The sequence below is a fragment of the Endozoicomonas sp. Z74 genome (assembly GCF_057680865.1).
In genome coordinates this window covers 1-22,120 of record NZ_JBLYZI010000033.1, presented here as the reverse complement: position 1 = coordinate 22,120, position 22,120 = coordinate 1, and the positions used below count along the sequence as shown (strand labels likewise).

Sequence of the window (22,120 nt, the reverse complement as noted above, 5' to 3'; positions counted from 1 at the left end):
GCTGTGAAAGCAGAGTGTGCAGGGAAGGTAAAGTGGTTTTATTTCTCCGGTAGCGGTTTACAATGCAGGTGTTTTTTCGCTGTTGACGTCTGTTTTTCATCTGGATCGCTAGCGGCCATGATTGTTGAGAATCCCATTACCCAGGATATGAGAATGAAAAAGTTTGCCCCGGGGCTCGTGATGGCGGTGTTGCTGTTAGGGGGCTGTGCCATGAGCCCCCAGTTGGTTGAGGTTAATCCGAGAGTGGCCCTGGGCGCACAGCAGGAGAAGTTGTCGGGTCGCGTCAATGTGACGGTTTATGATGATCGCACCAGCCGGACTCTTGGGAGTCGTGGTGGTGTTTATAGTGACACTAACCGTATTTCCACAACCGATAATTTTCCTCTTTCTGTTCGTTCGGCGGTTGAGTTGGCGCTCAGGCAGGCCGGGATGGTGATTACCGACGCTACTGAAGCGCCGCAGTTTCAGGTTTATGTGGATACGCTCTCTTATCAGGTTCCAGAGGGGGGGTATGTGAATCAGGTCGACCTGAAAGCCGTTGTCAGAGTGGTGGTTAAAAATGGGGCCCGTCGGTTTAATGGGCGATACAGCAGTGACTACACCCAGAAGCAGATGACCCTTCCCTCAGACGAAAAAAATGAAGAGCTGATCAATCAGGTGTTGAGTGATGCGCTGTCCAGGGCGTTTGATGATCAGGAGCTTGCCCAGTTCCTGAGCAGCCTGTAGCTTACGACGATTTTAGTCTGAAGTTTTACGCTAAGCTGTGAAGCAGTCCCTGACTCAGTGAGTCAGGGGTTGTTTTAGCCAGCAGTGCAGGGCGTTGATCCAGGCTGGATGGTCATTCAGGCAGGGGATCAGCTCCAGGGACTCTCCTCCGGCTTCGATAAACGCCTCTCTGGCACCTATTCCGATTTCTTCCAGGGTCTCCAGGCAGTCAGAGACAAACGACGGACAGATCACCAGAACCTTTCTGGCTCCCTGGCTGGCCAGTTGTTTCACGATATCCAGCGTATTGGGCTCCAGCCACTTGGCCCTCCCCAGCCTTGATTGAAAAGCGACAGTGTATTTGTCCACGGGAATGTCCGCCTTTTCCACAAAACACTCGGTGGTTCGATACACCTGGTGGCGATAGCAGGTTTTATGGGCGACCGAGGTTCTCTGGCAGCAGCTTTTGTCTTTCAGGCAGTGCTGTCCGGTTGGGTCATCCTTCAGAATGTGTCGTTCAGGAACGCCGTGGTAACTGAAAATCAGGTGGTCATACTCTTTTTCCAGCCATGGGCTGGCGCTTTCAACCAGAGCATCAATATAAAGATCGTGGTCATAAAACACCGGGTGGACCTTCAGGGGGATCTGCAGTCCCAGCTCCCTGACAATGCTTTGTGCCTGCTCAATAACCGTTTTTACGGAAGACATGGCGTAGTGGGGATAAAGGGGGAACAGCAATATCTCCTTGAGGTCGGGGTGGCTGCCCAGTCGCGCAATGGCCTGGGCCATATCCGGTCTGCCATAACGCATGGCCAGTTCAACCGGCATCTCTGTCCGGCTTTGTACCAGCTGGGCGCATTTCTGGCTGTTGGTAATCAGCGGTGAGCCCTGGTCGGTCCAGATTGACTGGTAAGCTTCCGATGAGCGGGCAGGGCGCCTGGGGAGGACAAACAGGCTGACAATCATCCTGCGGATCAGCCAGGGCAGGTCAATGACGTGGCGATCCATCAGGAACTCGTTGAGGTATTGGCGTACATCCTTAATGGAAGGGCTTTCAGGAGACCCGAGATTAACCAGCAGAACGCCTCTGTTTTCCATAGACCGACAAGCCCTGTGTTTTATCCGCTTTTTGTAGAAAATGCTTTATACAGTGGGCGTCAGTGGCAGGAATGAGTGTCCTGATAAGCCCAGTTGTCAGCAGTATATTCAGTGCGGCCAGTGAGAATTGGGCTTATTATCGAGCGTTTCAGTGGGTTGTCAACCGGAGTGGTGACTTGTGGGGTGTTGGGATGGAGCCTTAACCAGGGGGTTAAGGCTCTGTGTGGTCAGGCCTGTTTTCTTCCTGCCCAGAACAATACGGCGAAGCCAACAACCGCTGACAGGATCGAACCGGCCAGAACGCCGATTCGGTCAGAGATCAGGTAGTCAGAGCTGACCCCTTCGAAGGCCAGGGAGCCAATAAAGAGGCTCATGGTAAATCCAATACCGCACAGGATGGACAAGCCATACATTTGTGTCCATCCCGCCCCGGTGGGCAGTTTGGCAATGCCGGACTTTACCGCCAGCCAGCAGAAACTGAATACACCAATCTGCTTGCCCAGGAACAGGCCGGTCACAATGCCCATGGGGATGGGGGTGAACAGGCTTTTGATTTGCTCGGCGTTGAGCTCCAGGCCGGCGTTGGCAAAGGCAAAAATGGGCAGGATCAGGTAATGAACCTTGCTATGAAGCTGGTGTTGAAGGGCTTTCAGGGGGGAGCGTCCCCGACGGTCGGTAACTTTCAGCGGGATTGTGAAAGCCAGAAGAACGCCTGCCAGTGTCGCATGAACGCCGGATTTCAGAACGCAAATCCAGAGCAGTGCGCCCACAAAGAGGTAAGGTCCGGTTCTGGTGATGCCCCGGTAATTGAAGAACGCCAGGACTGCCAGCAGTACAGCACCTATCCCGATGGAGGTCATCGACAGGTCTTCGGTGTAAAAGATGGCGATAATGACGATGGCTCCCAGGTCGTCAATAATGGCCAGTGCCAGTAGGAACGTCATCAGGGAAGCGGGTACCCGTTTGCCCAGCAATGCCAGTATGCCCACGGCAAAAGCGATATCTGTGGCAGCCGGGATAGCCCACCCTTTGATGGCGGTGGGGTCGGTGTAGTTAAAGGCTACATAAAACAGGGCGGGTACCAGCATGCCGCCCAGGGCGCCAATGCCGGGAAGAACCACCTGGGCGGGAGTGCTCAGCTCGCCTTCCATGATTTCCTGTTTGACCTCAAGGCCGATCAACAGGAAAAACAGAGCCATTAATCCATCATTGATCCACAGCAGGAGCGGTTTATGAATGTCCAGGGCGCCAACGGTAAGCCGGATAGGGGTCGACAGCAGCAAGTCGTAATAGTCAGCAAGGACCGTATTTGCAGCAATCATCGCCAGTGCGGAGGCGATAAAAAGCAGGATGCCAATGGCGTAGTCCTGCTGAAAGAAGCGGTGTAACCGTCTAGCAAACATGGTTTCTCCAATGGCCCATAGCTAGCAATGATTTTGCTTTTTTAAGAGGGCGGCATCTCCTGATTACAGGGTAATCAGGATAAAATCGAGCATAAAAAGGCGCTCAGTTTATACATACTGCTTCGCTTAATACATACGGGGTTACTACTTAATCATGGTAGCCGGGTATTTTCCACCGTGAAAATGCCGCCCGTTGAATGGGTTCGAATGCGAACGCTTTCTATATTAATCCGGTTTTCGGGCCAGGGTAACCCGTTCAAGTCCGGCCAGGTCGGTTTCAGTTCGTATATCCGCAAACCCTGTTGCTTTGAGAATGGCCTGTACCGCAGTCCCCTGGTCATATCCATGTTCAAGCAGCAACCATCCGCCTTTATTCAGGCAGGAAAAACCCTGGCGGGCAATGGTCCGGATGTCATCCAGTCCGTCATGGCCGGAGGCCAGGGCGGTTAATGGCTCATGGCGCACGTCTCCGGACTGCAGGTGGGGATCATTGCTGCGAATATAGGGGGGGTTGCTGGTGATGATGTCCATCCTGGATTCTCCAAGAGGTTGACACCAGTCTCCCTCAAGGAAGGTAACGTTGTCTATTTGGTGATTGTTGGCGTTGAGACGGGCTGTGTTGAGAGCCTCCGGACTTTTGTCAATGGCGGTTACCTGCCACAGGGGGCGTTCACTGGCGATGGCCAGGGCGATGGCACCTGATCCGGTTCCCAGGTCAACCACGCTGATGGCCTGTTCAGCTGCAGCAAGGCCAAGGGTCAGTTCCACCAGTAGTTCTGTATCCGGCCGGGGGATCAGCGTGGACGGGTTGACCTTTAAATTCAGGTTCCAGAACTCACGGTGTCCGGTGAGATAGGCGACAGGAAGGCCTTCATTCCGCTGGGTGACCAGGGACTGAAAGTCACTCTGTTGCTGGTGGCTGAGCTCTTTTTCCGGCCAGGTGAAAAGAAAGCTGCGGGGCTTGTCCAGGATGTGGCACAGCAGAAGCTCTGCATCCAGTCGTGCTGTGGGGCTGGTTGCCAGCTTTTGGGTCGCTTCTGTCAGCTGATGGCCAATGCTTGCCGGATTCATGGGTTATTCCCCCGCCAGCCCGGCCAGTTGTTCAGCCTGGTGTTCCTGCAACAGAGGATCAATCACGGGGTCGAGTTCACCTTCTACAATCTCAGGTAGCTTGTAGAGGGTCAGGTTGATGCGGTGATCGGTTACCCGGCCCTGGGGGTAATTGTAGGTGCGGATCCGCTCCGAACGGTCACCGCTGCCCACCAGGCTCTTGCGGGTGTCGCTGATTTCCTTGGCGGCTGCCGCATCCTGGGCGTCCTGGAGTTTGGCGGCCAGCCAGGTCATGGCCTTGGCCTTGTTCTTGTGTTGTGAGCGCTCATCCTGGCATTCAACCACAATACCGGTAGGCAGGTGGGTGATCCGGATGGCGGAGTCGGTGGTGTTGACGTGCTGTCCACCGGCACCGGAGGAACGATAAGTGTCGATCCGCAGGTCCTCCTTGCGGATTTCAATGGCCTGCTGCTCGTCGGGTTCAGGCATCACGGCTACGGTGCAGGCGGAGGTATGGATGCGTCCCTGGGATTCAGTTTCAGGTACCCGTTGAACCCGGTGGGCTCCAGACTCGAATTTCATCCGGCCGTAGACGTCATTGCCGATGACCCGGGTGATGATTTCCTTGTAGCCCCCGTGCTCACCGTCGTTGGCGCTGATCACCTCAATGCGCCAGCCGCGTTTTTCCGCATACCGGGAGTACATCCGGAAAAGGTCGCCAGCGAAAATGGCGGCTTCATCGCCACCGGTGCCCGCGCGAATCTCCAGGAATGTATTCAGTCCATCTCTGGGGTCCCTGGGAAGGAGCAGGACTTCCAGGTTTTTTTCCATTTCCGGCAACTGCTCTTCGCAGGCCAGAAGCTCTTCCCTGGCCAGTTCCGCCATGTCTGGATCACCCTCGGCCATCATTGACTGGGCTTCCGCCTGGTCCTGTCTGAGCTGGTCATACTCCTGGAACGCCTTGACCACGGGTTCCAGTTCGGCGTATTCCTGGGAGAGCTTTCTGAACTGGTCCTGGTGGCTGATGACCTCTGCGTCACTGAGCAGGGCAGACAGTTCTTCAAAGCGTTCGCAGAGGTTGTCCAGTTTGGCAAGAATGGATTCTTTCATGATGATTAATTGGGTGTTGATTCGTTGATTTGCTTGAGGCCGAGTAATTTTTCAGCCCAGTCCAGCTGTTCCAGTTCGCCCCTGGCGGCAGCGGCTTTCATCTGCACACTGGGCTCATGCATCAGTTTGTTGGTCAGTGATCGCGCAAACTGCTGGAGAACCTGTCTGGGGTCGGCCCCCCGGGCAAGGAGCTGCAGCGCTCTTTCCAGCTCCTGGTCGCGTATCTGTTCGGTGTTTTTACGATAGGAGCGCAGCAGGTCCACAGCGTCCAGCGCCCGCAGCCGGGTCATGAACTCGAAGGCATCAGACCGGATCATTTCCTCCGCCTGGCGGGCCGCTTCCTTGCGCTGTTGCAGGTTGTCTTCAATGACATCCTGCAGGTCATCCACGGTATACAGAAATACATCGGCCAACTCGCTGACCTCGGGCTCAATATCCCTTGGAACAGCGATATCCACCATAAACATTGGGCTGTGCCGACGCTGTTTGAGGGCGCGCTCAATGGCTCCTTTACCGAGAACCGGAACCGGACTTGCGGTTGAGCTGATGACGATATCGCACTGATGCAGAACCTGGCTCAAGTCTGACAGAAGCACCGGCTGTCCCCCAAAGGCATCGGTCAGGCGTCGGGCTCTTTCCAGGGTGCGGTTGGCCACAATGATATTGCCCAACCCCTGCTGGCGGAGGTGGCGGGCAACCAGCTCGATGGTTTCACCGGCGCCGATCAGCAGGGCGGTGTTTTCCCTGAGATCGGAAAAAATCTGCTGGGCCAGCCGGGTGGCAGCATAAGCCACGGAAACAGGCTGCTGGTTGATGGCGGTGTCGGTCCGGATCTGCTTGGCGGTGGTAAAGCTGTGTTGAAACAGCCGGCTTAGGCCCGAGCCGGTGGTGCCCGCTTCCTGGGCGATGGCATAGGCTGATTTGAGCTGCCCGAGAATCTGGGGCTCTCCCAGAACCAGGGAGTCCAGTCCGCAGGCGACCCGCATGATGTGCTGGACGGCATCCCTGTCCTGATGGATGTAGGAGTGCTCACTGAGCAAGTGGTGGTCCGCATGATGATAGTGGGTCAGCCAGTCAATGATCCGTGGCGGGCGGATCTTCATTCCGTGGTTGCTGCAATACAGTTCGGTCCGGTTGCAGGTAGAGAGTATGGCCACCTCTTCGGAACCCAGAAAGCGCCGGGCATCCTGCAGGGCGTCAGGCAACTGCTCCGCAGAAAAAGCCACCTGTTCCCTCAGGGTGATTGGTGCTGTTCTGTGATTGATACCGGCGGTAATATACCCCATCAGGCCCCTGCTGCTGTCATGGTGCTACTATTCATCATTCAAAACCATCGATCTGAGCTGTGATCTGTACTGCCCTCTGTACTATCTGTACTAAGAGAGAGTGATTCCCCGGTTGTTCCGGGAGTACTCTCCAGGGAATGTTCTTTTGGCATTAAGCTGGATCGACGGGCTTTTCGGCCGATCAATTCTGCAATGGAACGCTTGCAACTGCAAACTCGGATAATGACATTTTGATGAGTTTCAAGCGATGGCTGAGCGAATAGTTTCAGTCAGTTTCAGTGATCACGCACTGATCGCTCACAGATCAAGAGTATCGGGTGATTTACACGATGTACCTGAATCAACGAGTAGAAGGCGAGTGCATACATTCATTTTTCAGGGGAAAGGCAAACCATCCATGACCAGAATTACTGCCTTGACAGACCTTATCCGGTCTGGCTTGAGGGTTGACTCTGCGGGCACTGTGCTGAAACGACTGGCCCTGGTATCCATCGTACTGCTCTATGGCTGTGCCGGGCAGCAGCCCAGGATATCCAGTGAGGGGGCTGTTGAAACGGCCTCAGAGGCTGCGGGGGAAGAAGAGGTATTTGCCTCATTTGAACCGGATACCCTTTATGATCTCATGGTGGCCGAAATCGGGGGGCAGCGTCAGAGGTATGATCTGGCCCTGGGAAATTATCTGAAACAGGCTCACAAAACCCGGGATGCCGGGGTGGCCCAGAGGGCTTACCAGATAGGGATGTTTGTGGGGGCAAGGCAGGCCGCCCTGGATGCGGCCCTGCTCTGGGTTGAGCTGGAGCCGGAGAATGTTTTTGCTCTTCAGGCTTCGGCTCTGGAGCTGGTATACAGCGGGCAGCTGACCCGGGCGGCAGCGCAGATGCGCAGGCAGCTTGAGCTGGGGGGGGAGGCCAGTTTTGATCTTCTGGCCTCTGGAGCCAGCGAAATGGAAGACGGAGCCCGGAAAGAGTTGATCGGTGTGTTTGACGAAATTCTGAAAGACTATCCGGATAACCGTGAGCTGCTTCTGGGTAAGGCAATACTTTACCGGCTGTCCGGTGACGATCAGCAGGCCCTGGATATCAGCAACCGGCTGTTGAGAAAAGACCGTGATGACGTCAAGGCCATGATCGTCAAAGGGCGGGTCCTGAACAAGCTGGGGCGGGGGGAGGAAGCTGAGAAGATGCTTTCCGATGCGGTGGCCCGTCACCCGGAGAGAGGACGTTTGCGGTTGCTCTATGCCCGGGTTTTGGTGCATGCCAACAAGCTGGATGAGGCTCGAAAGCAGTTTGAGGTTTTGCTTGAGCAGTCACCCCATGACAGTGAAATTGTCCTGTCACTGGCGCTGATTACCATGGAAAACGGAATGGAGCCGGAGGCGGAGCAATACTTCCGGCAGCTGCTGTCCCTTGGGCAGAGAAAGAATACGGCCAATTATTATCTGGGGCGGTTGAAGGAGAAGCAGCAACAATATGGAGCGGCCCGGGATTATTATCAGGCGGTGGGTCAGGGAAAGGAGTTTATGGCGGCCCAGGTGGCCCTTGCCCAGATGCTGGTCCGTCAGGGGAAGCTGAGTGAAGCCCTGGTGCTGATTGATGAAGCGAGAACCCGGAATCCGGCGAGGGTTGAATCACTCTACCTTCTTGAGGGTGAGTTGCTGGTCAATGATGGGCAGTTGAAAAAAGCCCTGGAGCTGTTTGATAAGGCCATCAAGTCCAGCCCGAAATCTGTGAACCTGTTGTATTCCCGTGCGATGCTCCAGGAAAAGCTGGACAACTTGCCGGCCCTTGAGAAGGACTTGCGCAAGATACTGGAAATCGAACCGGAAAATGCCGCTGCACTGAATGCTCTCGGTTATACCCTGGCCGACCGGACAGACCGGTACCGGGAGGCGGAAAAGCTGATTCTCAAAGCCTACAGCCTGAATCAGGAAGACCCGGCCATTCTGGACAGCATGGGTTGGGTGCAGTATCGTCTCGGCAACTATGAGTCAGCGGTCAAATACCTCCGCATGGCCTATGACAAGTTTCCTGATGCGGAAATTGCAGCTCATCTCGGAGAGGTGATCTGGGTCATGGGCAACCGTGAAGAAGCAAGGAGTTTGTGGGGGCAGGCCCTGAAGAAGAGTCCGGACAGCCGGATTTTGAAAGACACGATGGACCGGCTTGAAAAGCAGGGTTTGAAGCCCACATCAGGTGTTCCGCCCGAAGCCGTCAGTCAGGTGAAGTAACACGGGGTTCAGAGGGTTAATGGTGAGAGGTGTTATGGTTCGGTTAACCCGTTTGGTGCTGATTGGAGTCTTGCTTGCTCTTGCCGGTTGCGCCACCGTCCCTGAAGGGGAACCTGACCTTCCCATTGGGCAGCGGGAGGCGCTCTGGCAGAAACATCAGCCCCGGCTGCTGGCGTTGAAGAGCTGGGAAATGAAAGGGCGTCTGGGGTTGAAGGTGCCGCAGCGCTCCGGCTCCATGTCCATTGACTGGGAGCAGCAGGGACAAAGTTACCGTATTTTTCTGGATGGCCCTTTCGGGGTGTCGGTGGCTCGTATCACGGGCAGCCCGGATGGAGTGCAGGTGCTGGTGTCTGATGAGCAGCATATGGGGGCAACGCCCGAAGCTCTGGTCAGGCAGCTCACCGGCTGGGACTTTCCGGTCAGCTATCTGAAATACTGGGTGAGAGGGTTGCCTGCACCGGACAGTCGCTCGGCTGTGGATCTGAATAATCTGGGGTATCCGAAGTCCATTCGTCAGTACGGGTGGGAGGTTTCCTACCAGCAATACCAGCCTGCCGGAGCGTTTCAATTGCCTTCAAGAATGACCGCCTCCAGCGGAGAGGTGCGCCTGAGCCTGATTGTCAGCCATTGGCAGACCCCCTGACATTCCTGTATTTGAAATAAACCAGAACCCGAACCTCGTTAAGGAGTACTCCCGATGCTGTCTGAACTGGTGCTGCCCGCCCCGGCGAAACTGAACCTCTTTCTGCACATCATTGGTCGCCGGGCAGATGGTTATCACAGCCTGCAGACGCTGTTCCAGTTTCTGGATTTTGGGGATGAATTGGCGTTCTCCCTGGACACTGGGCACAATGGAGTCGACCTGATCTCAACCCTGCCCGGGGTGCCCCATGAGGATAATCTGATTGTCAAAGCTGCCCGGCTGTTGCAGGAGGCTTCCGGAACCGGGATGGGGGTAAGGATACGCCTGGAAAAACGCCTGCCCATGGGGGGCGGGCTGGGTGGGGGTAGCTCCAATGCTGCGACCACTCTGCTGGGTCTCAATGCGCTCTGGGGGTTGGGGTTTTCCGAAGACAGGCTGGCAGAATTGGGGCTGCAGTTGGGGGCTGATGTGCCGGTTTTTGTCCGGGGGCGAAGTGCTTTTGCCCAGGGGGTTGGGGAGATCCTGACTCCGGTCTCTCCACAGGAGCGCTGGTACCTGGTTCTGCTGCCTGATGTCCATGTGGATACAGCGGCCATGTATGGGCACAAGGATTTGACAAGGAACTCTCCTCCCATTAAAGTTTGCGCCGCTCTTGAGCAGGGGGACAGTCCTCAACAGGAGCGCGCACAGCAACAACAGATACTGTCGGTGCAAGGTAACGACTTTGAGCCGCTGGTTCGCAGACTGTACCCTGAGGTTGATAAAAGCCTTGCTCTGTTGGATAATCTCGCCAGTTTGAGCAGTGGTCGGGCCATGATGAGTGGTTCGGGTGCTTCGGTTTTTGCTCCGTTTGCCAGTCATGAACAGGCGCTGGAAGCAGAAGCTTCGATAACGTCTTTCTGTGGCTCAGAGCAGTCTCCTAAGCTGAGAAGCTTTGTGGTACGGGGTGTTAATTGTTCGCCACTGATGACTGCATTACAGGACGCTGGATGCCCATTACCTGCATAGGCAGCCAGGTGCTGAGTGGCAGTCAAGCGACAGTCTGTGGGATTGGTTTGATGGAAGAAACCATGAACACAGTTCTATAAAGGTCAGGAGGGCAGTGTTCCCCGGCCTGGGCTGAGACAGGTAAAGGCCCCTTGAGACTGAGTTTGCATGGTAAAATCATAAGTCGGCCCGGATTGTGCACGAATTGAACGACGAATTTACTGGGGTGTCGCCAAGCGGTAAGGCAACGGGTTTTGATCCCGTCATGCGCAGGTTCGAATCCTGCCACCCCAGCCAGCTTAAGGCTTATGCCTCTGGACGATCCGAATCCTGGCTTTCTGTTACGCCTGTTGTTTTTGGCTCTGTGTATTCCAGGCCTCGATCCCCTCTTCTCAGCAGTATATCTATCCACCTACGCCCAATTCCCAAGCAAGGTAATTTCCCGTGTCGAAAATGATGGTGTTTGCCGGCAACTCTAATCCGGATCTGGTTCATAAAGTTGTCAATCACCTGCATATCCCACTTGGCAAGGCTTATGTCGGCCGCTTCAGTGACGGTGAGTGCGCTGTAGAAATTCAGGAAAACGTCCGGGGGCGGGATGTGTTCATCATTCAGTCTACCTGCGCGCCCACCAACGACAACCTGATGGAACTGCTGGTGATGGCGGACGCCATGCGTCGTTCATCCGCGGTTCGGGTGACTGCCGTTCTTCCCTATTTTGGTTATGCCCGTCAGGATCGTCGTCCCCGTTCGAGCCGTGTGGCGATCAGCGCCAAGGTCGTTGCTGATATGATTGCCAGCGTTGGTATTGATCGCGTGCTGACGGTGGATCTCCATGCGGATCAGATTCAGGGGTTCTTTGATATCCCTGTGGATAACGTTTACGGCTCCCCGATTCTGCTTGACGATATTGAGCGTCGTGATTATGACGACGTCATGGTGGTATCACCGGATCACGGTGGTGTTGTTCGTGCCCGCGCGGTTGCCAAGCGACTGAACTCTGATCTGGCCATTATCGACAAGCGTCGTCCAGAGGCCAACAAGAGTGAGGTCATGAACATTATCGGGGATGTGGCTGGACGCACCTGTATCCTGGTGGATGATATGGTGGATACCGCCGGTACCCTGTGCCATGCAGCCTCTGCCCTGAAGAGCAAGGGTGCCAAGGCAGTTTATGCTTATTGCACACACCCGATTCTCTCCGGGCGCGCCTTGGAAAATGTTGCCAACTCTGAGCTGGATGAGCTGGTGGTGACCAATACCATTCCTCTGAGCCCGGCTGCCCAGGCTCTTGGCAAGATTCGTCAGCTGGATATGTCACCGCTGCTGGCGGAGTCTGTTCGCCGGATCAGCAATGCTGAGTCCATCAGTGCGATGTTCCAGTAAGAGCTACTGATCAGCGCCTGCTTTTCTTACCTGGAGCAGGCGCTTTTTTCTTTTTGGGAGTCTGTTCTGACTTCCTTCCCATTGCCGCGAAAGCGGGTTTCAGTCGTTGATTTTCATTGCCAGCTCGGTGATTTTTCCATTGGCTTCGGCCAGTACCTCTCTTCCAAGGCCTGTGATTCCATAATATTTACGCTGACGGCCATCAATCACCCTGGTCTCTTTCAGAATTAACCCGTCTTCCTCCATGCGATGTAGCAAAGGGTACAGCATGCCAGGGCTGACTTTATAGCCATGCTGCCCCAGATGTTCAATCAGCCAGGCTCCGAAAAAAGGCTCCTGGCTGGCGTGTCTGAGAATATGGATCTGAATAAAACCTAAAAACAGCTTGCGTAGAATTCTCTCTTTCATGGGGTTCTTTCGAGCTTTTCTTTCATGGCAAAATGAAATATCGTTAATAGATATCTAAAAGCGATGTTAGTGGGTATTCCATGAATCGTCCAGAGGTTTTCTGTCAGCTTGAAGGTGTTTCGGTGGGAGGGGTTGCCGATCGGTGGCTATCACAGGTTTCCCTGAGGATACGGGAAGGGGAGGCTGTGGTGTTTTATGGCCCTTCCGGAGGAGGAAAAAGCACGCTGCTGAAACTGCTGCTGGGAGGGTATCGCTGGTTGGAAGGCACTTATGCTTTGCAGGGAAAGTCAGTGGATGAGCGTACTATTCAGGCTGTTCGTAGCACCATGGCATACATTCCTCAGCAGCCCGAGCTGGGGCGGGATACCGTCCTGGAATCTCTGCGCAGACCTTTTGGCTGGGGTGGTTATCAGGGGCAATTTAACCAGGGCGAAGCCTGTCTCTGGCTTGACCGGTTTGGGCTTGAGGAGAAGGTGCTGTCTATGCCCTGCGCCCGGCTTTCCGGTGGGCAGAGGCAGCGGGTGGCCATTGTCCGGGCCTTGATGAGTGAGAGAAAAGTGCTGGTGGCCGATGAGCCGACCTCCGCCCTGGATGATGCTGCCTGTCAGAAAGTGGTTCGCTATCTGCTGAATGGCGATTTTACGGTGATTTCCGCTTCCCATGACCCACGATGGATCCGTCATTGCCACAGGGGGATCTGTCTTCAGGGGGGAGTCGTGAAAAAAGATCATCTTATTGGTGACTCTGCCTATCAGGGTGGGGAGATGGATGTCCGGGTCATAGCCGGCAGGGAGAATGTTCTATGAATCATTCTGGAATGCTTTCAGTGGGGCAGCTGTTGCTTTTTTACGCAGTGCTGTCGGTGCCTTTGATTCTGCTTTGGCAGCTGAAGCTGCAGGGAGTCATCAGGGAGCTTCTGGTGGGGGTGTTGAGAATGACGCTCCAGCTGGGGTTGATTGGTTTCTATCTTGAGTTTCTGTTCAAGCAGAACAGTCTCTGGTTAAACCTTGCCTGGCTGCTGGTAATGGTGACGGTTGCCAATATCCATGTGCTGAAAAAAGCAGGGCTGTCGGTGTCGCGGCTGCTGTGGGTGGGGCAGCTCAGCCTTCTGGTGGCGGTAGGATTGACACTGGCGGCGATGTTATTGCTGGTACAGCCGGAGCCCTGGTATGGATCGCGCTATCTGGTGCCGCTGGCAGGCATGCTGCTGGGGAATTGTCTGACGGGCAATATCCTGGCTCTGGAGCGCTTCTACAGCTCCCTTGAAGAACGACATGAGCAGTTTATGGGGGATTTGCTGCTGGGGGCCAGCTTGTATGAAGCAGCCAGTCCATTTTTACAGGAAGCGCTCCGGGCTGCCCTGGGGCCAATGGTGGCAACACTGGCTACCCTGGGGATTGTCTCCCTGCCCGGTATGATGACCGGCCAGATTCTTGGAGGCGCCGAGCCTATGGAAGCTGTGGCCTACCAGATCATGATTATGCTGGGTATTGTCTCCAGCATGAGTGTTTCGGCCGTGTTGAATGTGCTGCTCAGCCTTCGAGTCTGTTTTGACGGTTTTGGATTGCTGGATGCCCGTATTTTTGCCCGTAATGACCCTGTATAACGCACTCTTTATTGCTCAGGGTGGTTTTCAAGCCAATGAATAGCGGCTTTGCTGGCAAGTATTCCTGAAGCTGCGGCGGTAATGGCCTGCCGGGTGGCCCCCTCAACCGCATCTCCGGCAATGAAGATGCCTTCTGTATTGGAATGGGTCTCGTCCGTTGGATGGGGTGATAATTGTTCGTCTTCCGCAATCAGTCCATGGCTTGAAAGGGTCCTGTCCTCAAGATAAACCTCCCAGAGGGAGTCTTCTTTTCGATAATCAGGGTGGGAGCGGGTGTTGATGATGGTGACCTTGTTGTTGATGACCTGCTCAACCATTTTTTCCTCGATTCTACTGCTTTGAACCCACAACTGTTCGGGCCAGAAGGTCTGGTCACACTCAGGGTTGCCAGAGTTAATTAAAGTGACCTGGAAGCCATCTCGTGCGGCATAAAGTGCGGCAGTGTAAGCGCCTGCAGAGTGACCGATAATTGTCACTGACGGAGAGGCTTTTGTCTGGGAAAAACTGTCTCTCAGCGCTGCAGCACTTTTGACTCCCTCAGCTGCCTGGGCTGCACTAAATGCTGTGTCGTTTATTTTCTGGATCCTGATGGGGTGGCCTGGAGAATTGTAGGGCCTTTCTCCTTCGGTGATCTTTCTTTTCAGGTAACCATTGCTGCTGGTGAAGTGAGGTGGGAGAAAGTCTGTACCGGGTATTTGTCCTGTTGCGATGAACAAAGCGTTGACTCTGAGGTTGTCCCGAAAATGCTCCTGAAAATGGCCCGTTGTGCTTAGTTTGAGTTCAAGTATCCCCTTGTTAAAGTCAAATGAAAAAAGGGGGTTGCCTGCGTGTTTGATGACTGTGTCCGGGTAAATAAAGATGTTGTCAGCTTCAAGCAGGGCATTCTGGTTGCTTTTCTGCGCTCTCATGACCGGTTTTCGATAAATAAGATGCACTTTGCTGGCTATGCGTGACATGCTCAGAGCCTGCTCTGCTGCTGTGTCACCACCTCCATATATAGCCACTTCTTTACCCCGGTAACGGGAGCCATCGCAGGTGGTGCATGTGTGAATATTGCTGTTATTGGGGTTGTGAAAGGCTTCCTTGAGTTGTTCTGGAATAAGGGGGCTGGCGCCCGGGGCCAGGATGACCGTTGAGGCGGTGAACCATTGGTGTCTGGTTTTGATGGTGAAGCCGTTTTCCCCCTCTTCTATGGCCTCAACCCAGTGAGGTGCTGTTAAGAGGTTGCTGAGGTTGCCGGCCTGAATCCTCATGCGATGGATCAGTTCTTCTCCTTTGATGGAGTCGGGCTCCCCTGGCCAGTTATCCAGGTAGGGGGTGGAGCTGATCTGGCCACCACTCCCCATCCCGGTGAAATGAATAACACTCCGCTCAGTGGTGGCTGCTCCATAGATGGCCGCAGAATACCCGGAAGGGCCATCACCGATGACCGCTATATCCCAGTGATCGCCCCATGAGGCCAGGCTGGTCATTAGCAGGATGGATAGAGCGGCTGTGAGGGTAATAAAATGCATATTCCTTGTCCGGTAACCGGGAAATAATACAGTGGACTTCAACACTTGTTTTTAATTCCCCCGGATAACCGCCTGGTTAGCCATACCAACGGTATGCATCTTTTTGCCCTGTTTCAGAGGATGGGAAGGTGGTGCGCTGGAGGGAGAAAAGGAAACACAGAGAAAGGTAAACAGGTTTTGCTTTTTGCGGGTATATCGGTATGATATGGCGCCTTTGAAAGATCCATCGTGCCTGGTCGCAAGGTGGCGATGGAGAGACTGGAGATAAACATGTCTGAAGCAATTGTTTTAAATGCGCAAGCACGTAAGGATATCGGGAAGGGTGCGAGCCGCCGCCTGCGTCGTGCTGACCTGGTGCCTGCCATTGTATACGGTGGTGAAGCTGAGCCTGTTCAGATCACCCTGGAAGGCAAGGCCATCCGTAAGGCTCTGGAAACAGAAGCTTTCTACTCCCAGGTACTGACCATTTCCGTTGACGGTGCTGACCAGCAGGCGATCCTGAAAGACCTTCAGCGTCACCCTGCCAAAGAGTACGCCATGCATATGGACTTCCTGCGTGTTGACGCGGCTCACGCCATCACCACTCACGTTCCTCTGCACTTCATCAACGAAGACGCCTGTGCTGGTGTAAAAGCCGGTGGTGCTATCGTACACAACCGTGTTGAAGTTGAAGTCAAGTGTCTGCCAGGCGATCTGCCCGAGTTCATCGAAGTGGACATGGCAGACGTTGAGCTGGGCGGTCACGTTCACCTGAGCGATCTGGCTGTACCTGCCGGTGTTGAACTGGTTGCTCTCGACCAGGAGCAGGACGTTGCCAGCGTCCAGACTACCCGTGGTGGTCAGGATGACGAGGAGTCTGCCGAGTCCTCTGAAGAAGCCGCAGGCGAAGAATAAGTCTTCACCTTCGCTACCCGGTTTTCGGGTAGCAGGCCCTTATAACAAACACAGCTTTTGTCTTCTGATGAAAGCTGTGTTTGTGTTTTAATGGGTGGTAATTTTCTTTTGTGTTGCGCTTTACTTCGTTCAGCAGCAACCTACGCTAAAGTAGCGCAGTTTGAAGGCTTGCAGTGTTCCTCTCGAATGCCTTATGAGTCCGGCGAAGCGCAACAGTTGCCTATGGTCATAGGTGTGTATGGATATTGGTCTTGATAAAAGGCATTTTTATCAATTTTTATAAAAAATGTCCTGGTCAATTGACCTCGTTAATGATGATAAGGTGACAGAGCATGGCGAAATCTTCAGAACCCTCAATTCGGCTGGTTGTGGGTCTGGGTAACCCGGGTGCCCAGTACGAAGATACCCGCCATAATGCCGGGTTCTGGTTTGTGGAACAGCTGGCCAGGCAATATGGGGCAACTCTGCAGCCGGAAAAAAAGTTCTTTGGCCACACTGCTCGCATCAGTGTGAACGGAGAGGATGTTCGCCTGCTGAATCCAGCCACTTTTATGAACCGAAGTGGGCAGGCTGTAGGGGCTATAGCCACCTTTTTTAAAATCCCACCCCAGTCGATTCTGGTGGTTCATGATGAACTTGACCTGCCTGCCGGAGTGGGGCGGTTAAAGCAGGGGGGCGGTCATGGTGGTCATAACGGTCTCAGGGATATCATTGCTTCTCTGGGGAATACGCGGGACTTTCTCCGCCTGAGGCTGGGTATTGGTCATCCTGGCAACAGCAGGGAGGTGGTTAATTATGTGTTGACCCGGCCCTCTGTTGCGGACCGTCAGAAGATCGATGCTGTTATTGACGAGGCCATTCGTATCACCCCCGAGGCTCTGAACGGTTCAAGGTCAAAAGCGGTTCAGGAGCTGCATACGTTTTCTGCCTAGTGTGGGGCGGCGTCTGTATCCAGTTGCGCTTCACTTTGTTCAGCAGCAACCTAGGGGCTGTTGATGTTTTGTCGTTTGCTCAGCCAAAGCCAGCGTTTTCGCGCCAAGGCGCAGTAGCGCAGGAATACTCTCGTCTTTCAAGCTGCTGCAACGATGGCACGGAATCGCTGGCTTTGGCCCTTCGGGTGGTTCGTAAAGCGGCCTTCCGGCTGTGTTGAACTGGCTTGACGTAGAATAACTACGCGCTGCGCCAGTTCGCCTTGCGTTAGGCCGCTTTACGAACCACTGAGTTCACGCTAAAACATCAACAGCCCCTAATTAAATTGGCGCAACAAAAAACTGTCTTGGCCGCTGTCACTCTAACACCGCAGAACCTCCTGCTATTCCGCTCATGAGAGGAGGTTCTGATACTTCACCTGGCGACAGGTTCAGTTCCGGAATCGGCCAGTAGGCTTTTTTCTCCTTAAGGGCTTCCCCCCGTTTCAGGGCGTGGTCCACCAATCGACACATTAATTCCTCAAATTCGATACCTGCGTGCCGGGCGCCATCGGGAAACAGGCTGGTGGGGGTCATGCCGGGCAGATTGTTCAGTTCTGAAAAGACGGGCTCCCCCTGTTCCGGAACAATAAAGTCAGAGCGGCTGATATCCCGACAGCCCAGTAGCTGGTGGGCGGCCAGGGCAATCTGTTGTACCCGCAGGTATTGTTGTGAGGGTATTCTGGCTGGAATGGTATGTTCACTGAGCCCCGGTGTATAGCGGTGGATATAATCGTACCAGGCATTGTCTGGTGTGGTGATTTCAATGACAGGCAGTACTTCAGTGGTGTCCAGATCCAGAACACCGGCGGTGATTTCTTTTCCGGTAATAAATTCCTCAATCAGTAATCGCTCGTCTTTTTCAAAACCTGCCTGCAGGCGCTGTTTGAGCTCCTGCTTTCCTTCAGCAAACTGAACACCGATCCCTGAGCCCTGGGCTACGGGTTTTATGATGGTTTTCTCGCCCAGCGTACTGATGCAGTCAGCCACTGTTTTTTCAATGGGGTCCTGGCGGAGGGCCACTTTGTCTCTGGCAAGGGGGAGGCCAGACGCTTGCAAAATGCGCTTGGTGGCCACTTTGTCCAGAGCGCAGGCACTGCCAAGGACGCCGGAGCCCACATAGGGGATGCCCAGAATGTCCAGCATGCCCTGGAGGCTTCCGTCTTCTCCCATTGGGCCGTGAGCCACTGGAAAGACGACGTCCACCTGATGGCGATCCAGGTTATCGGGCAGGTTTCTGTCCAGCTCCAGAATGACCACTTTCCGGTAGTTTTTTTCCAGAGGCGGTGTAATGCGTCCGGCAGAAAGCCGGGAGACGTTGGCTTCCGGGGACGGTCCTCCGCAGACAATACCGATGGTGCTGTTTCTGTCAGGCATGGGAATCCCCTCTTTTGTCTGAGTCAGTGCTGATGGCTAGGGGCTGTTGATGTTTTGTCGTGTGCTCAGCCAAAGCCAGCGGTTTCGTGCCAAGGCGCAGTAGCGCAGGAATACTCTCGTCTTTCAAGCTGCTGCAACGATGGCTCGGAATCGCTGGCTTTGGCCCTTCGGGTGGTTCGTAAAGCGGCCTTCCGGCTGTGTTGAACTGGCTTGACGTAGAATAACTACGCGCTGCGCCAGCTAACGCTAAAACATCAACAGCCCCTAGGTAAATATGAATTCGAATAAAGGTAGTTGCTTTTTTCAGGTCACGCCGTTTGCATTTTTATAAAGGTCGTATTTTCCACGGTGCCGCTTTGTTATGTACTGTTGTACCGTTACGACAGTACATGGTTTGAGAAGTTGTGCGTGACGCATGGAATCTGAATTCTGGACACAGGTGTTGACCCTGCTTGAGCAGCAGGAAGATCAGGGCGCTCTTCGGGACGTTATGAATGTTTTGCTGACCCCTGAAGAGCGGGAATCCATAGGATCGAGGCTTGCCATTATGAGGGCGCTGATTGCCGGGGAGGAGTCCCAGAGGGAGATAGCCGCCCGGGTGGAGGTCAGCATCGCCAAAGTGACCCGTTGTTCCAATTATCTCAAAAGGCTCTCGGAAGCGGATAAGGCCCTGATTGAACAGGATGCCGTTTACCGGTGATGGAGTGCCGCGTGCCGATGAAGAGCCGTGTGACGGGTTCTGTTAGCAGAGCCTGATGACCCGATAGAAAAAATCCCACAGGAAATCAATGTCTGAAGCAGTAATTGCCTCTGGATCCAGTACTGGAACCCTTCAAGCAGAGGCCAGACCAGGAAGTGTATTAGGGGGGACGGTGATTGTCGCCGGAACCGCAATTGGAGCCGGGATGTTTTCCCTGCCGGTGGCCACCAGCGGAATGTGGTTTGGCTATTCCCTGTTGTTGATGCTCTTTGCCTGTTTTTGTATGTACAGTGCATCGCTGTATCTGCTTGAGGCCAACCTTCGCTTTCCTCTGGGTGCCAGTTTTGACTCCATTGCCCAGGGAACCATAGGCAGCCTGGGTCGCATTGTGAACGGCGCCTCGGTGGCTTTTCTCTGTTATATCCTGACCTATGCCTATATTTCCGGTGGCAGTTCTATCATCTCCTACTCATTGGCGGCAGTGGGTGGCGTTTCGCTGTCACAGCCCATGGCCAGCCTGGTGTTTGCTCTGGTGCTGGCTACCGTTGTAGTGGCAGGTACCCGGGCAGTGGACCGGGTGACAACGGTTCTGATCGGTGGGATGGTGATTACCTTCCTGGGCAGTATCAACGGATTGCTGGGCAATATTTCCACCGACAATCTGTTTCCACCACTTCAGTCTTCACAGACGCTTCCCTTCTCGCTGGGTGCCCTTGGCTTTCTGGCTGTCAGCTTTGGTATGCAGACTTCTGTGCCCAGTATTACCCGCTATCTGGGGAAAGATGAGCGGCGGGTGAGAATGGCCGTGTTTGCGGGTTCTGTTCTGGCTCTCTCTTTTTATGTGCTCTGGCAGCTGAGCATTTTTGGCAACCTGTCCCGGGATCAGTTTCCAGCCATCATTGCCTCAGGGGGGAATATTGGCAATGTCATGGCAGCCCTTTCCGGTAACGGGTTGAATGTGAACGCTTCATCCCTTCTGCAGCTGTTTTCCAACATGGCCGTAGCCAGTTCCTTCCTGGGAGTGGCGCTGTGTCTTTACGACTATATTGCCGACCTGTTTGGTTTCGGGAATGACTTTTTGGGGCGGGCGAAAACCGCGGCAGTGACTTTTATTCCGCCGACGCTGCTGGGGGTGTTGCTGCCGGATGGATTTATTACGGCGATTGGTTTTGCCGGTATGGTGATGGTGGTGTTCTGTATTCTGACGCCGGTGGTCATGGCCTGGGTGGGACGCAGGAAGGGTGATGGTACCGGCTACCGGGTGGCAGGCGGTGCGCCCCGGATGATTCTGGTGTTTGGCTTTGGTATTGCCGTGATGCTGCTGTCTGCCCTTGATCTTCTGGGTGTGTTGCCCAAGTTTGGTTAATTAAGTATTTTCCGGGTGGACGTTCCACCCGGCTCCCCTCCAGATGCAAAAAACCTGAAAAAAAATCCCCCAGTCTTTATAATTCCGCCCCAATCATTCTTTTTATCTGATGTTTGTCAGATGAACTTCTTTCAGGAGCAATCAGAAACACTATGGGTTTCAAATGCGGCATTGTCGGCCTGCCCAATGTGGGCAAATCCACTCTCTTTAATGCCTTGACCAAGGCAGGCATTGATGCGGAAAACTTCCCCTTCTGCACCATTGAGCCCAATGCCGGTATCGTGGCCATGCCTGACCCCCGGCTGGACAAACTGGCTGCTATTGTCAATCCGCAGCGGGTATTGCCCACCACCATGGAGTTTGTGGATATCGCGGGTCTGGTGGAAGGGGCTTCCAAAGGGGAAGGTCTGGGCAACAAGTTTCTGGCCAATATCCGGGAAACCGATGCCATTGCTCATGTGGTTCGCTGCTTTGTGAATGAAAACGTCATTCATGTGGCCAACAAGATCGATCCCCAGGCGGATATTGAAATCATCAATATGGAGCTGGTGCTCGCGGACCTGGAGAGTTGCGAGAAGCAGCTGCAAAGGGTAGCCCGTACCGCCAAGGGAGGAGACAAGGAAGCGGTGGCCCAGAAGGCGCTGCTGGAAAAAATTGTCCCCCACCTGGAGGCAGGCAAGCCCATTCGTTCACTGGAGATGAGTGACGACGAGCAGAAGCTGGCTAAAATGTTTCACTTGCTCACCACCAAGCCCACCCTGTACATAGCCAATGTCGATGAAGACGGTTTTGAGGGGAATGAGTACCTGGACAAGGTGCGTGAAATCGCCGCCAGTGAGGGGGCGGTGGTGGTGCCCGTCTGCAATAAGCTGGAATCCGAGATTGCCGAGCTGGACGATGAAGAGCGCGATGAGTTTCTTCAGGATCTGGGTATGGAGGAGCCGGGTCTGGACCGGGTTATTCGTGCGGGCTATGAATTGCTGGGGCTGCAAACGTATTTTACCGCCGGGGTCAAGGAAGTGCGGGCCTGGACGGTGAAAGTGGGGGCCACTGCTCCCCAGGCGGCTGGAGTGATTCATACGGACTTTGAGCGGGGCTTTATCCGTGCAGAAGTCACCAGTTACGATGACTTTGTCCAGTACAACGGTGAGCAGGGTGCCAAGGAGGCCGGGCGCCTCCGGGTGGAAGGAAAAGAGTACATCGTCAAGGACGGTGATGTGATGCACTTCCGCTTTAATGTCTGATTGGGGGGCTGAACCCTCATCTTTCGCCCCTCACCCCGTCCCTCTCCCAAAGGGAGAGGGAGAAATAAAGTGCCACCTTCTCCCCTGGAAGAAAGCTGGGGGAGCGCCATTCTCCCCCTCTCCCCCTGGGAGAGGGTTGGGGTGAGGG

The 22,120-nt window shown here is 54.4% G+C and carries 20 protein-coding genes and 1 tRNA gene; 13 read left to right on the top strand and 8 right to left on the bottom strand.

The features are described 5' to 3' along the window. The first annotated feature begins 153 nt into the window (after positions 1–153). On the top strand, positions 154–726 hold the full coding sequence (locus ACNRUY_RS11655) for a YajG family lipoprotein (protein WP_488111808.1): 573 nt from the start codon (positions 154–156) through the stop codon (positions 724–726). A 54-nt stretch (positions 727–780) separates the two neighbouring features. On the opposite strand, the gene hemH is transcribed toward ACNRUY_RS11655, so the two are convergent. The 5 genes from hemH to hemA form a co-directional block, all read right to left on the bottom strand. Further along, positions 781–1,803, bottom strand: coding sequence for a ferrochelatase (gene hemH / locus ACNRUY_RS11650; RefSeq protein ID WP_488111807.1), 1,023 nt, complete (start codon positions 1,801–1,803; stop codon positions 781–783). Positions 1,804–2,030: 227 nt separating this feature from the next. Further along, positions 2,031–3,206 (bottom strand): Na+/H+ antiporter NhaA, encoded by a 1,176-nt coding sequence (gene nhaA / locus ACNRUY_RS11645; RefSeq protein WP_488111806.1) that lies wholly within the window; start codon positions 3,204–3,206, stop codon positions 2,031–2,033. 225 nt (positions 3,207–3,431) lie between these two features. Next, entirely contained in the window at positions 3,432–4,277 is an 846-nt protein-coding gene (gene prmC, locus ACNRUY_RS11640; protein ID WP_488111805.1) for a peptide chain release factor N(5)-glutamine methyltransferase, read from the bottom strand. Between the two features lie 3 nt (positions 4,278–4,280). After that, on the bottom strand, positions 4,281–5,366 hold the full coding sequence (prfA, locus tag ACNRUY_RS11635) for a peptide chain release factor 1 (RefSeq protein ID WP_488111804.1): 1,086 nt from the start codon (positions 5,364–5,366) through the stop codon (positions 4,281–4,283). Between the two features lie 5 nt (positions 5,367–5,371). Beyond that, positions 5,372–6,652, bottom strand: a complete 1,281-nt coding sequence (hemA, locus tag ACNRUY_RS11630; RefSeq protein WP_488111803.1) for a glutamyl-tRNA reductase — start codon at positions 6,650–6,652, stop codon at positions 5,372–5,374. Positions 6,653–7,049: 397 nt separating this feature from the next. Here hemA and ACNRUY_RS11625 point away from each other — a divergent pair, with 397 nt between their 5' ends. The 5 genes from ACNRUY_RS11625 (at position 7,050) to ACNRUY_RS11605 (ending at position 11,895) form a co-directional block, all read left to right on the top strand. Next, the gene (locus ACNRUY_RS11625) at positions 7,050–8,879 is read left to right on the top strand and encodes a tetratricopeptide repeat protein (RefSeq protein ID WP_488111802.1); all 1,830 of its coding nucleotides are present in this window, start codon (positions 7,050–7,052) and stop codon (positions 8,877–8,879) included. 34 nt (positions 8,880–8,913) lie between these two features. Next, on the top strand, positions 8,914–9,522 hold the full coding sequence (gene lolB, locus ACNRUY_RS11620) for a lipoprotein insertase outer membrane protein LolB (protein WP_488111801.1): 609 nt from the start codon (positions 8,914–8,916) through the stop codon (positions 9,520–9,522). A gap of 54 nt (positions 9,523–9,576) precedes the next feature. After that, complete coding sequence (gene ispE, locus ACNRUY_RS11615) at positions 9,577–10,530, top strand: 4-(cytidine 5'-diphospho)-2-C-methyl-D-erythritol kinase (protein ID WP_488111800.1); 954 nt, start codon at positions 9,577–9,579, stop codon at positions 10,528–10,530. Between the two features lie 201 nt (positions 10,531–10,731). Further along, a tRNA-Gln gene (locus ACNRUY_RS11610) sits at positions 10,732–10,806 on the top strand. Between the two features lie 147 nt (positions 10,807–10,953). Further along, entirely contained in the window at positions 10,954–11,895 is a 942-nt protein-coding gene (locus ACNRUY_RS11605; protein ID WP_488111799.1) for a ribose-phosphate pyrophosphokinase, read from the top strand. Positions 11,896–11,994: 99 nt separating this feature from the next. Here the strand turns inward: ACNRUY_RS11605 and ACNRUY_RS11600 are convergent, their stop codons facing one another. After that, the gene (locus ACNRUY_RS11600) at positions 11,995–12,303 is read right to left on the bottom strand and encodes a PadR family transcriptional regulator (protein WP_488111798.1); all 309 of its coding nucleotides are present in this window, start codon (positions 12,301–12,303) and stop codon (positions 11,995–11,997) included. 80 nt (positions 12,304–12,383) lie between these two features. Here ACNRUY_RS11600 and ACNRUY_RS11595 point away from each other — a divergent pair, with 80 nt between their 5' ends. Both ACNRUY_RS11595 and ACNRUY_RS11590 read left to right on the top strand, forming a co-directional pair. Further along, on the top strand, positions 12,384–13,109 hold the full coding sequence (locus ACNRUY_RS11595) for an ABC transporter ATP-binding protein (RefSeq protein WP_488111797.1): 726 nt from the start codon (positions 12,384–12,386) through the stop codon (positions 13,107–13,109). After that, positions 13,106–13,909 (top strand): ABC transporter permease, encoded by an 804-nt coding sequence (locus tag ACNRUY_RS11590; protein ID WP_488111796.1) that lies wholly within the window; start codon positions 13,106–13,108, stop codon positions 13,907–13,909. The genes ACNRUY_RS11595 and ACNRUY_RS11590 overlap by 4 nt, the downstream gene beginning before the upstream one ends. Positions 13,910–13,917: 8 nt before the next feature. Here ACNRUY_RS11590 and ACNRUY_RS11585 read toward each other — a convergent pair whose 3' ends face one another. Next, positions 13,918–15,423 (bottom strand): FAD-dependent oxidoreductase, encoded by a 1,506-nt coding sequence (locus ACNRUY_RS11585; RefSeq protein WP_488111795.1) that lies wholly within the window; start codon positions 15,421–15,423, stop codon positions 13,918–13,920. Between the two features lie 270 nt (positions 15,424–15,693). Between ACNRUY_RS11585 and ACNRUY_RS11580 the strand changes: the two genes are divergently transcribed. Then, entirely contained in the window at positions 15,694–16,317 is a 624-nt protein-coding gene (locus ACNRUY_RS11580; protein WP_488111794.1) for a 50S ribosomal protein L25/general stress protein Ctc, read from the top strand. Between the two features lie 332 nt (positions 16,318–16,649). Further along, positions 16,650–17,249: an aminoacyl-tRNA hydrolase gene (gene pth, locus ACNRUY_RS11575; RefSeq protein WP_488111793.1), complete on the top strand. Its 600-nt coding sequence runs from the start codon at positions 16,650–16,652 to the stop codon at positions 17,247–17,249. Between the two features lie 354 nt (positions 17,250–17,603). Here the strand turns inward: pth and ACNRUY_RS11570 are convergent, their stop codons facing one another. Beyond that, positions 17,604–18,662, bottom strand: a complete 1,059-nt coding sequence (locus ACNRUY_RS11570; RefSeq protein ID WP_488111792.1) for a D-alanine--D-alanine ligase family protein — start codon at positions 18,660–18,662, stop codon at positions 17,604–17,606. Between the two features lie 415 nt (positions 18,663–19,077). Here ACNRUY_RS11570 and trpR point away from each other — a divergent pair, with 415 nt between their 5' ends. The 3 genes from trpR to ychF all read left to right on the top strand — a co-directional run bounded on the left by trpR (position 19,078) and on the right by ychF (position 21,972). Then, on the top strand, positions 19,078–19,362 hold the full coding sequence (gene trpR / locus ACNRUY_RS11565) for a trp operon repressor (protein ID WP_488110673.1): 285 nt from the start codon (positions 19,078–19,080) through the stop codon (positions 19,360–19,362). Between the two features lie 88 nt (positions 19,363–19,450). Then, entirely contained in the window at positions 19,451–20,728 is a 1,278-nt protein-coding gene (locus ACNRUY_RS11560) for an aromatic amino acid transport family protein (RefSeq protein ID WP_488110672.1), read from the top strand. A 152-nt stretch (positions 20,729–20,880) separates the two neighbouring features. Then, a complete protein-coding gene (gene ychF / locus ACNRUY_RS11555) occupies positions 20,881–21,972 on the top strand; it encodes a redox-regulated ATPase YchF (protein ID WP_488110671.1) in 1,092 nt (363 codons plus the stop codon). The last annotated feature ends 148 nt before the right edge of the window (positions 21,973–22,120 follow it).

Bases quoted from the DNA above. Each gene is read 5' to 3' on its own strand.
- ACNRUY_RS11655 (WP_488111808.1), top strand. From the start codon at position 154: ATGAAAAAGTTTGCCCCGGGGCTCGTGATGGCGGTGTTGCTGTTAGGG.
- hemH (WP_488111807.1), bottom strand. From the start codon at position 1,803: ATGGAAAACAGAGGCGTTCTGCTGGTTAATCTCGGGTCTCCTGAAAGC.
- nhaA (WP_488111806.1), bottom strand. From the start codon at position 3,206: ATGTTTGCTAGACGGTTACACCGCTTCTTTCAGCAGGACTACGCCATT.
- prmC (WP_488111805.1), bottom strand. From the start codon at position 4,277: ATGAATCCGGCAAGCATTGGCCATCAGCTGACAGAAGCGACCCAAAAG.
- prfA (WP_488111804.1), bottom strand. From the start codon at position 5,366: ATGAAAGAATCCATTCTTGCCAAACTGGACAACCTCTGCGAACGCTTT.
- hemA (WP_488111803.1), bottom strand. From the start codon at position 6,652: ATGGGGTATATTACCGCCGGTATCAATCACAGAACAGCACCAATCACC.
- ACNRUY_RS11625 (WP_488111802.1), top strand. From the start codon at position 7,050: ATGACCAGAATTACTGCCTTGACAGACCTTATCCGGTCTGGCTTGAGG.
- lolB (WP_488111801.1), top strand. From the start codon at position 8,914: ATGGTTCGGTTAACCCGTTTGGTGCTGATTGGAGTCTTGCTTGCTCTT.
- ispE (WP_488111800.1), top strand. From the start codon at position 9,577: ATGCTGTCTGAACTGGTGCTGCCCGCCCCGGCGAAACTGAACCTCTTT.
- ACNRUY_RS11600 (WP_488111798.1), bottom strand. From the start codon at position 12,303: ATGAAAGAGAGAATTCTACGCAAGCTGTTTTTAGGTTTTATTCAGATC.
- ACNRUY_RS11595 (WP_488111797.1), top strand. From the start codon at position 12,384: ATGAATCGTCCAGAGGTTTTCTGTCAGCTTGAAGGTGTTTCGGTGGGA.
- ACNRUY_RS11590 (WP_488111796.1), top strand. From the start codon at position 13,106: ATGAATCATTCTGGAATGCTTTCAGTGGGGCAGCTGTTGCTTTTTTAC.
- ACNRUY_RS11585 (WP_488111795.1), bottom strand. From the start codon at position 15,423: ATGCATTTTATTACCCTCACAGCCGCTCTATCCATCCTGCTAATGACC.
- ACNRUY_RS11580 (WP_488111794.1), top strand. From the start codon at position 15,694: ATGTCTGAAGCAATTGTTTTAAATGCGCAAGCACGTAAGGATATCGGG.
- pth (WP_488111793.1), top strand. From the start codon at position 16,650: ATGGCGAAATCTTCAGAACCCTCAATTCGGCTGGTTGTGGGTCTGGGT.
- ACNRUY_RS11570 (WP_488111792.1), bottom strand. From the start codon at position 18,662: ATGCCTGACAGAAACAGCACCATCGGTATTGTCTGCGGAGGACCGTCC.
- trpR (WP_488110673.1), top strand. From the start codon at position 19,078: ATGGAATCTGAATTCTGGACACAGGTGTTGACCCTGCTTGAGCAGCAG.
- ACNRUY_RS11560 (WP_488110672.1), top strand. From the start codon at position 19,451: ATGTCTGAAGCAGTAATTGCCTCTGGATCCAGTACTGGAACCCTTCAA.
- ychF (WP_488110671.1), top strand. From the start codon at position 20,881: ATGGGTTTCAAATGCGGCATTGTCGGCCTGCCCAATGTGGGCAAATCC.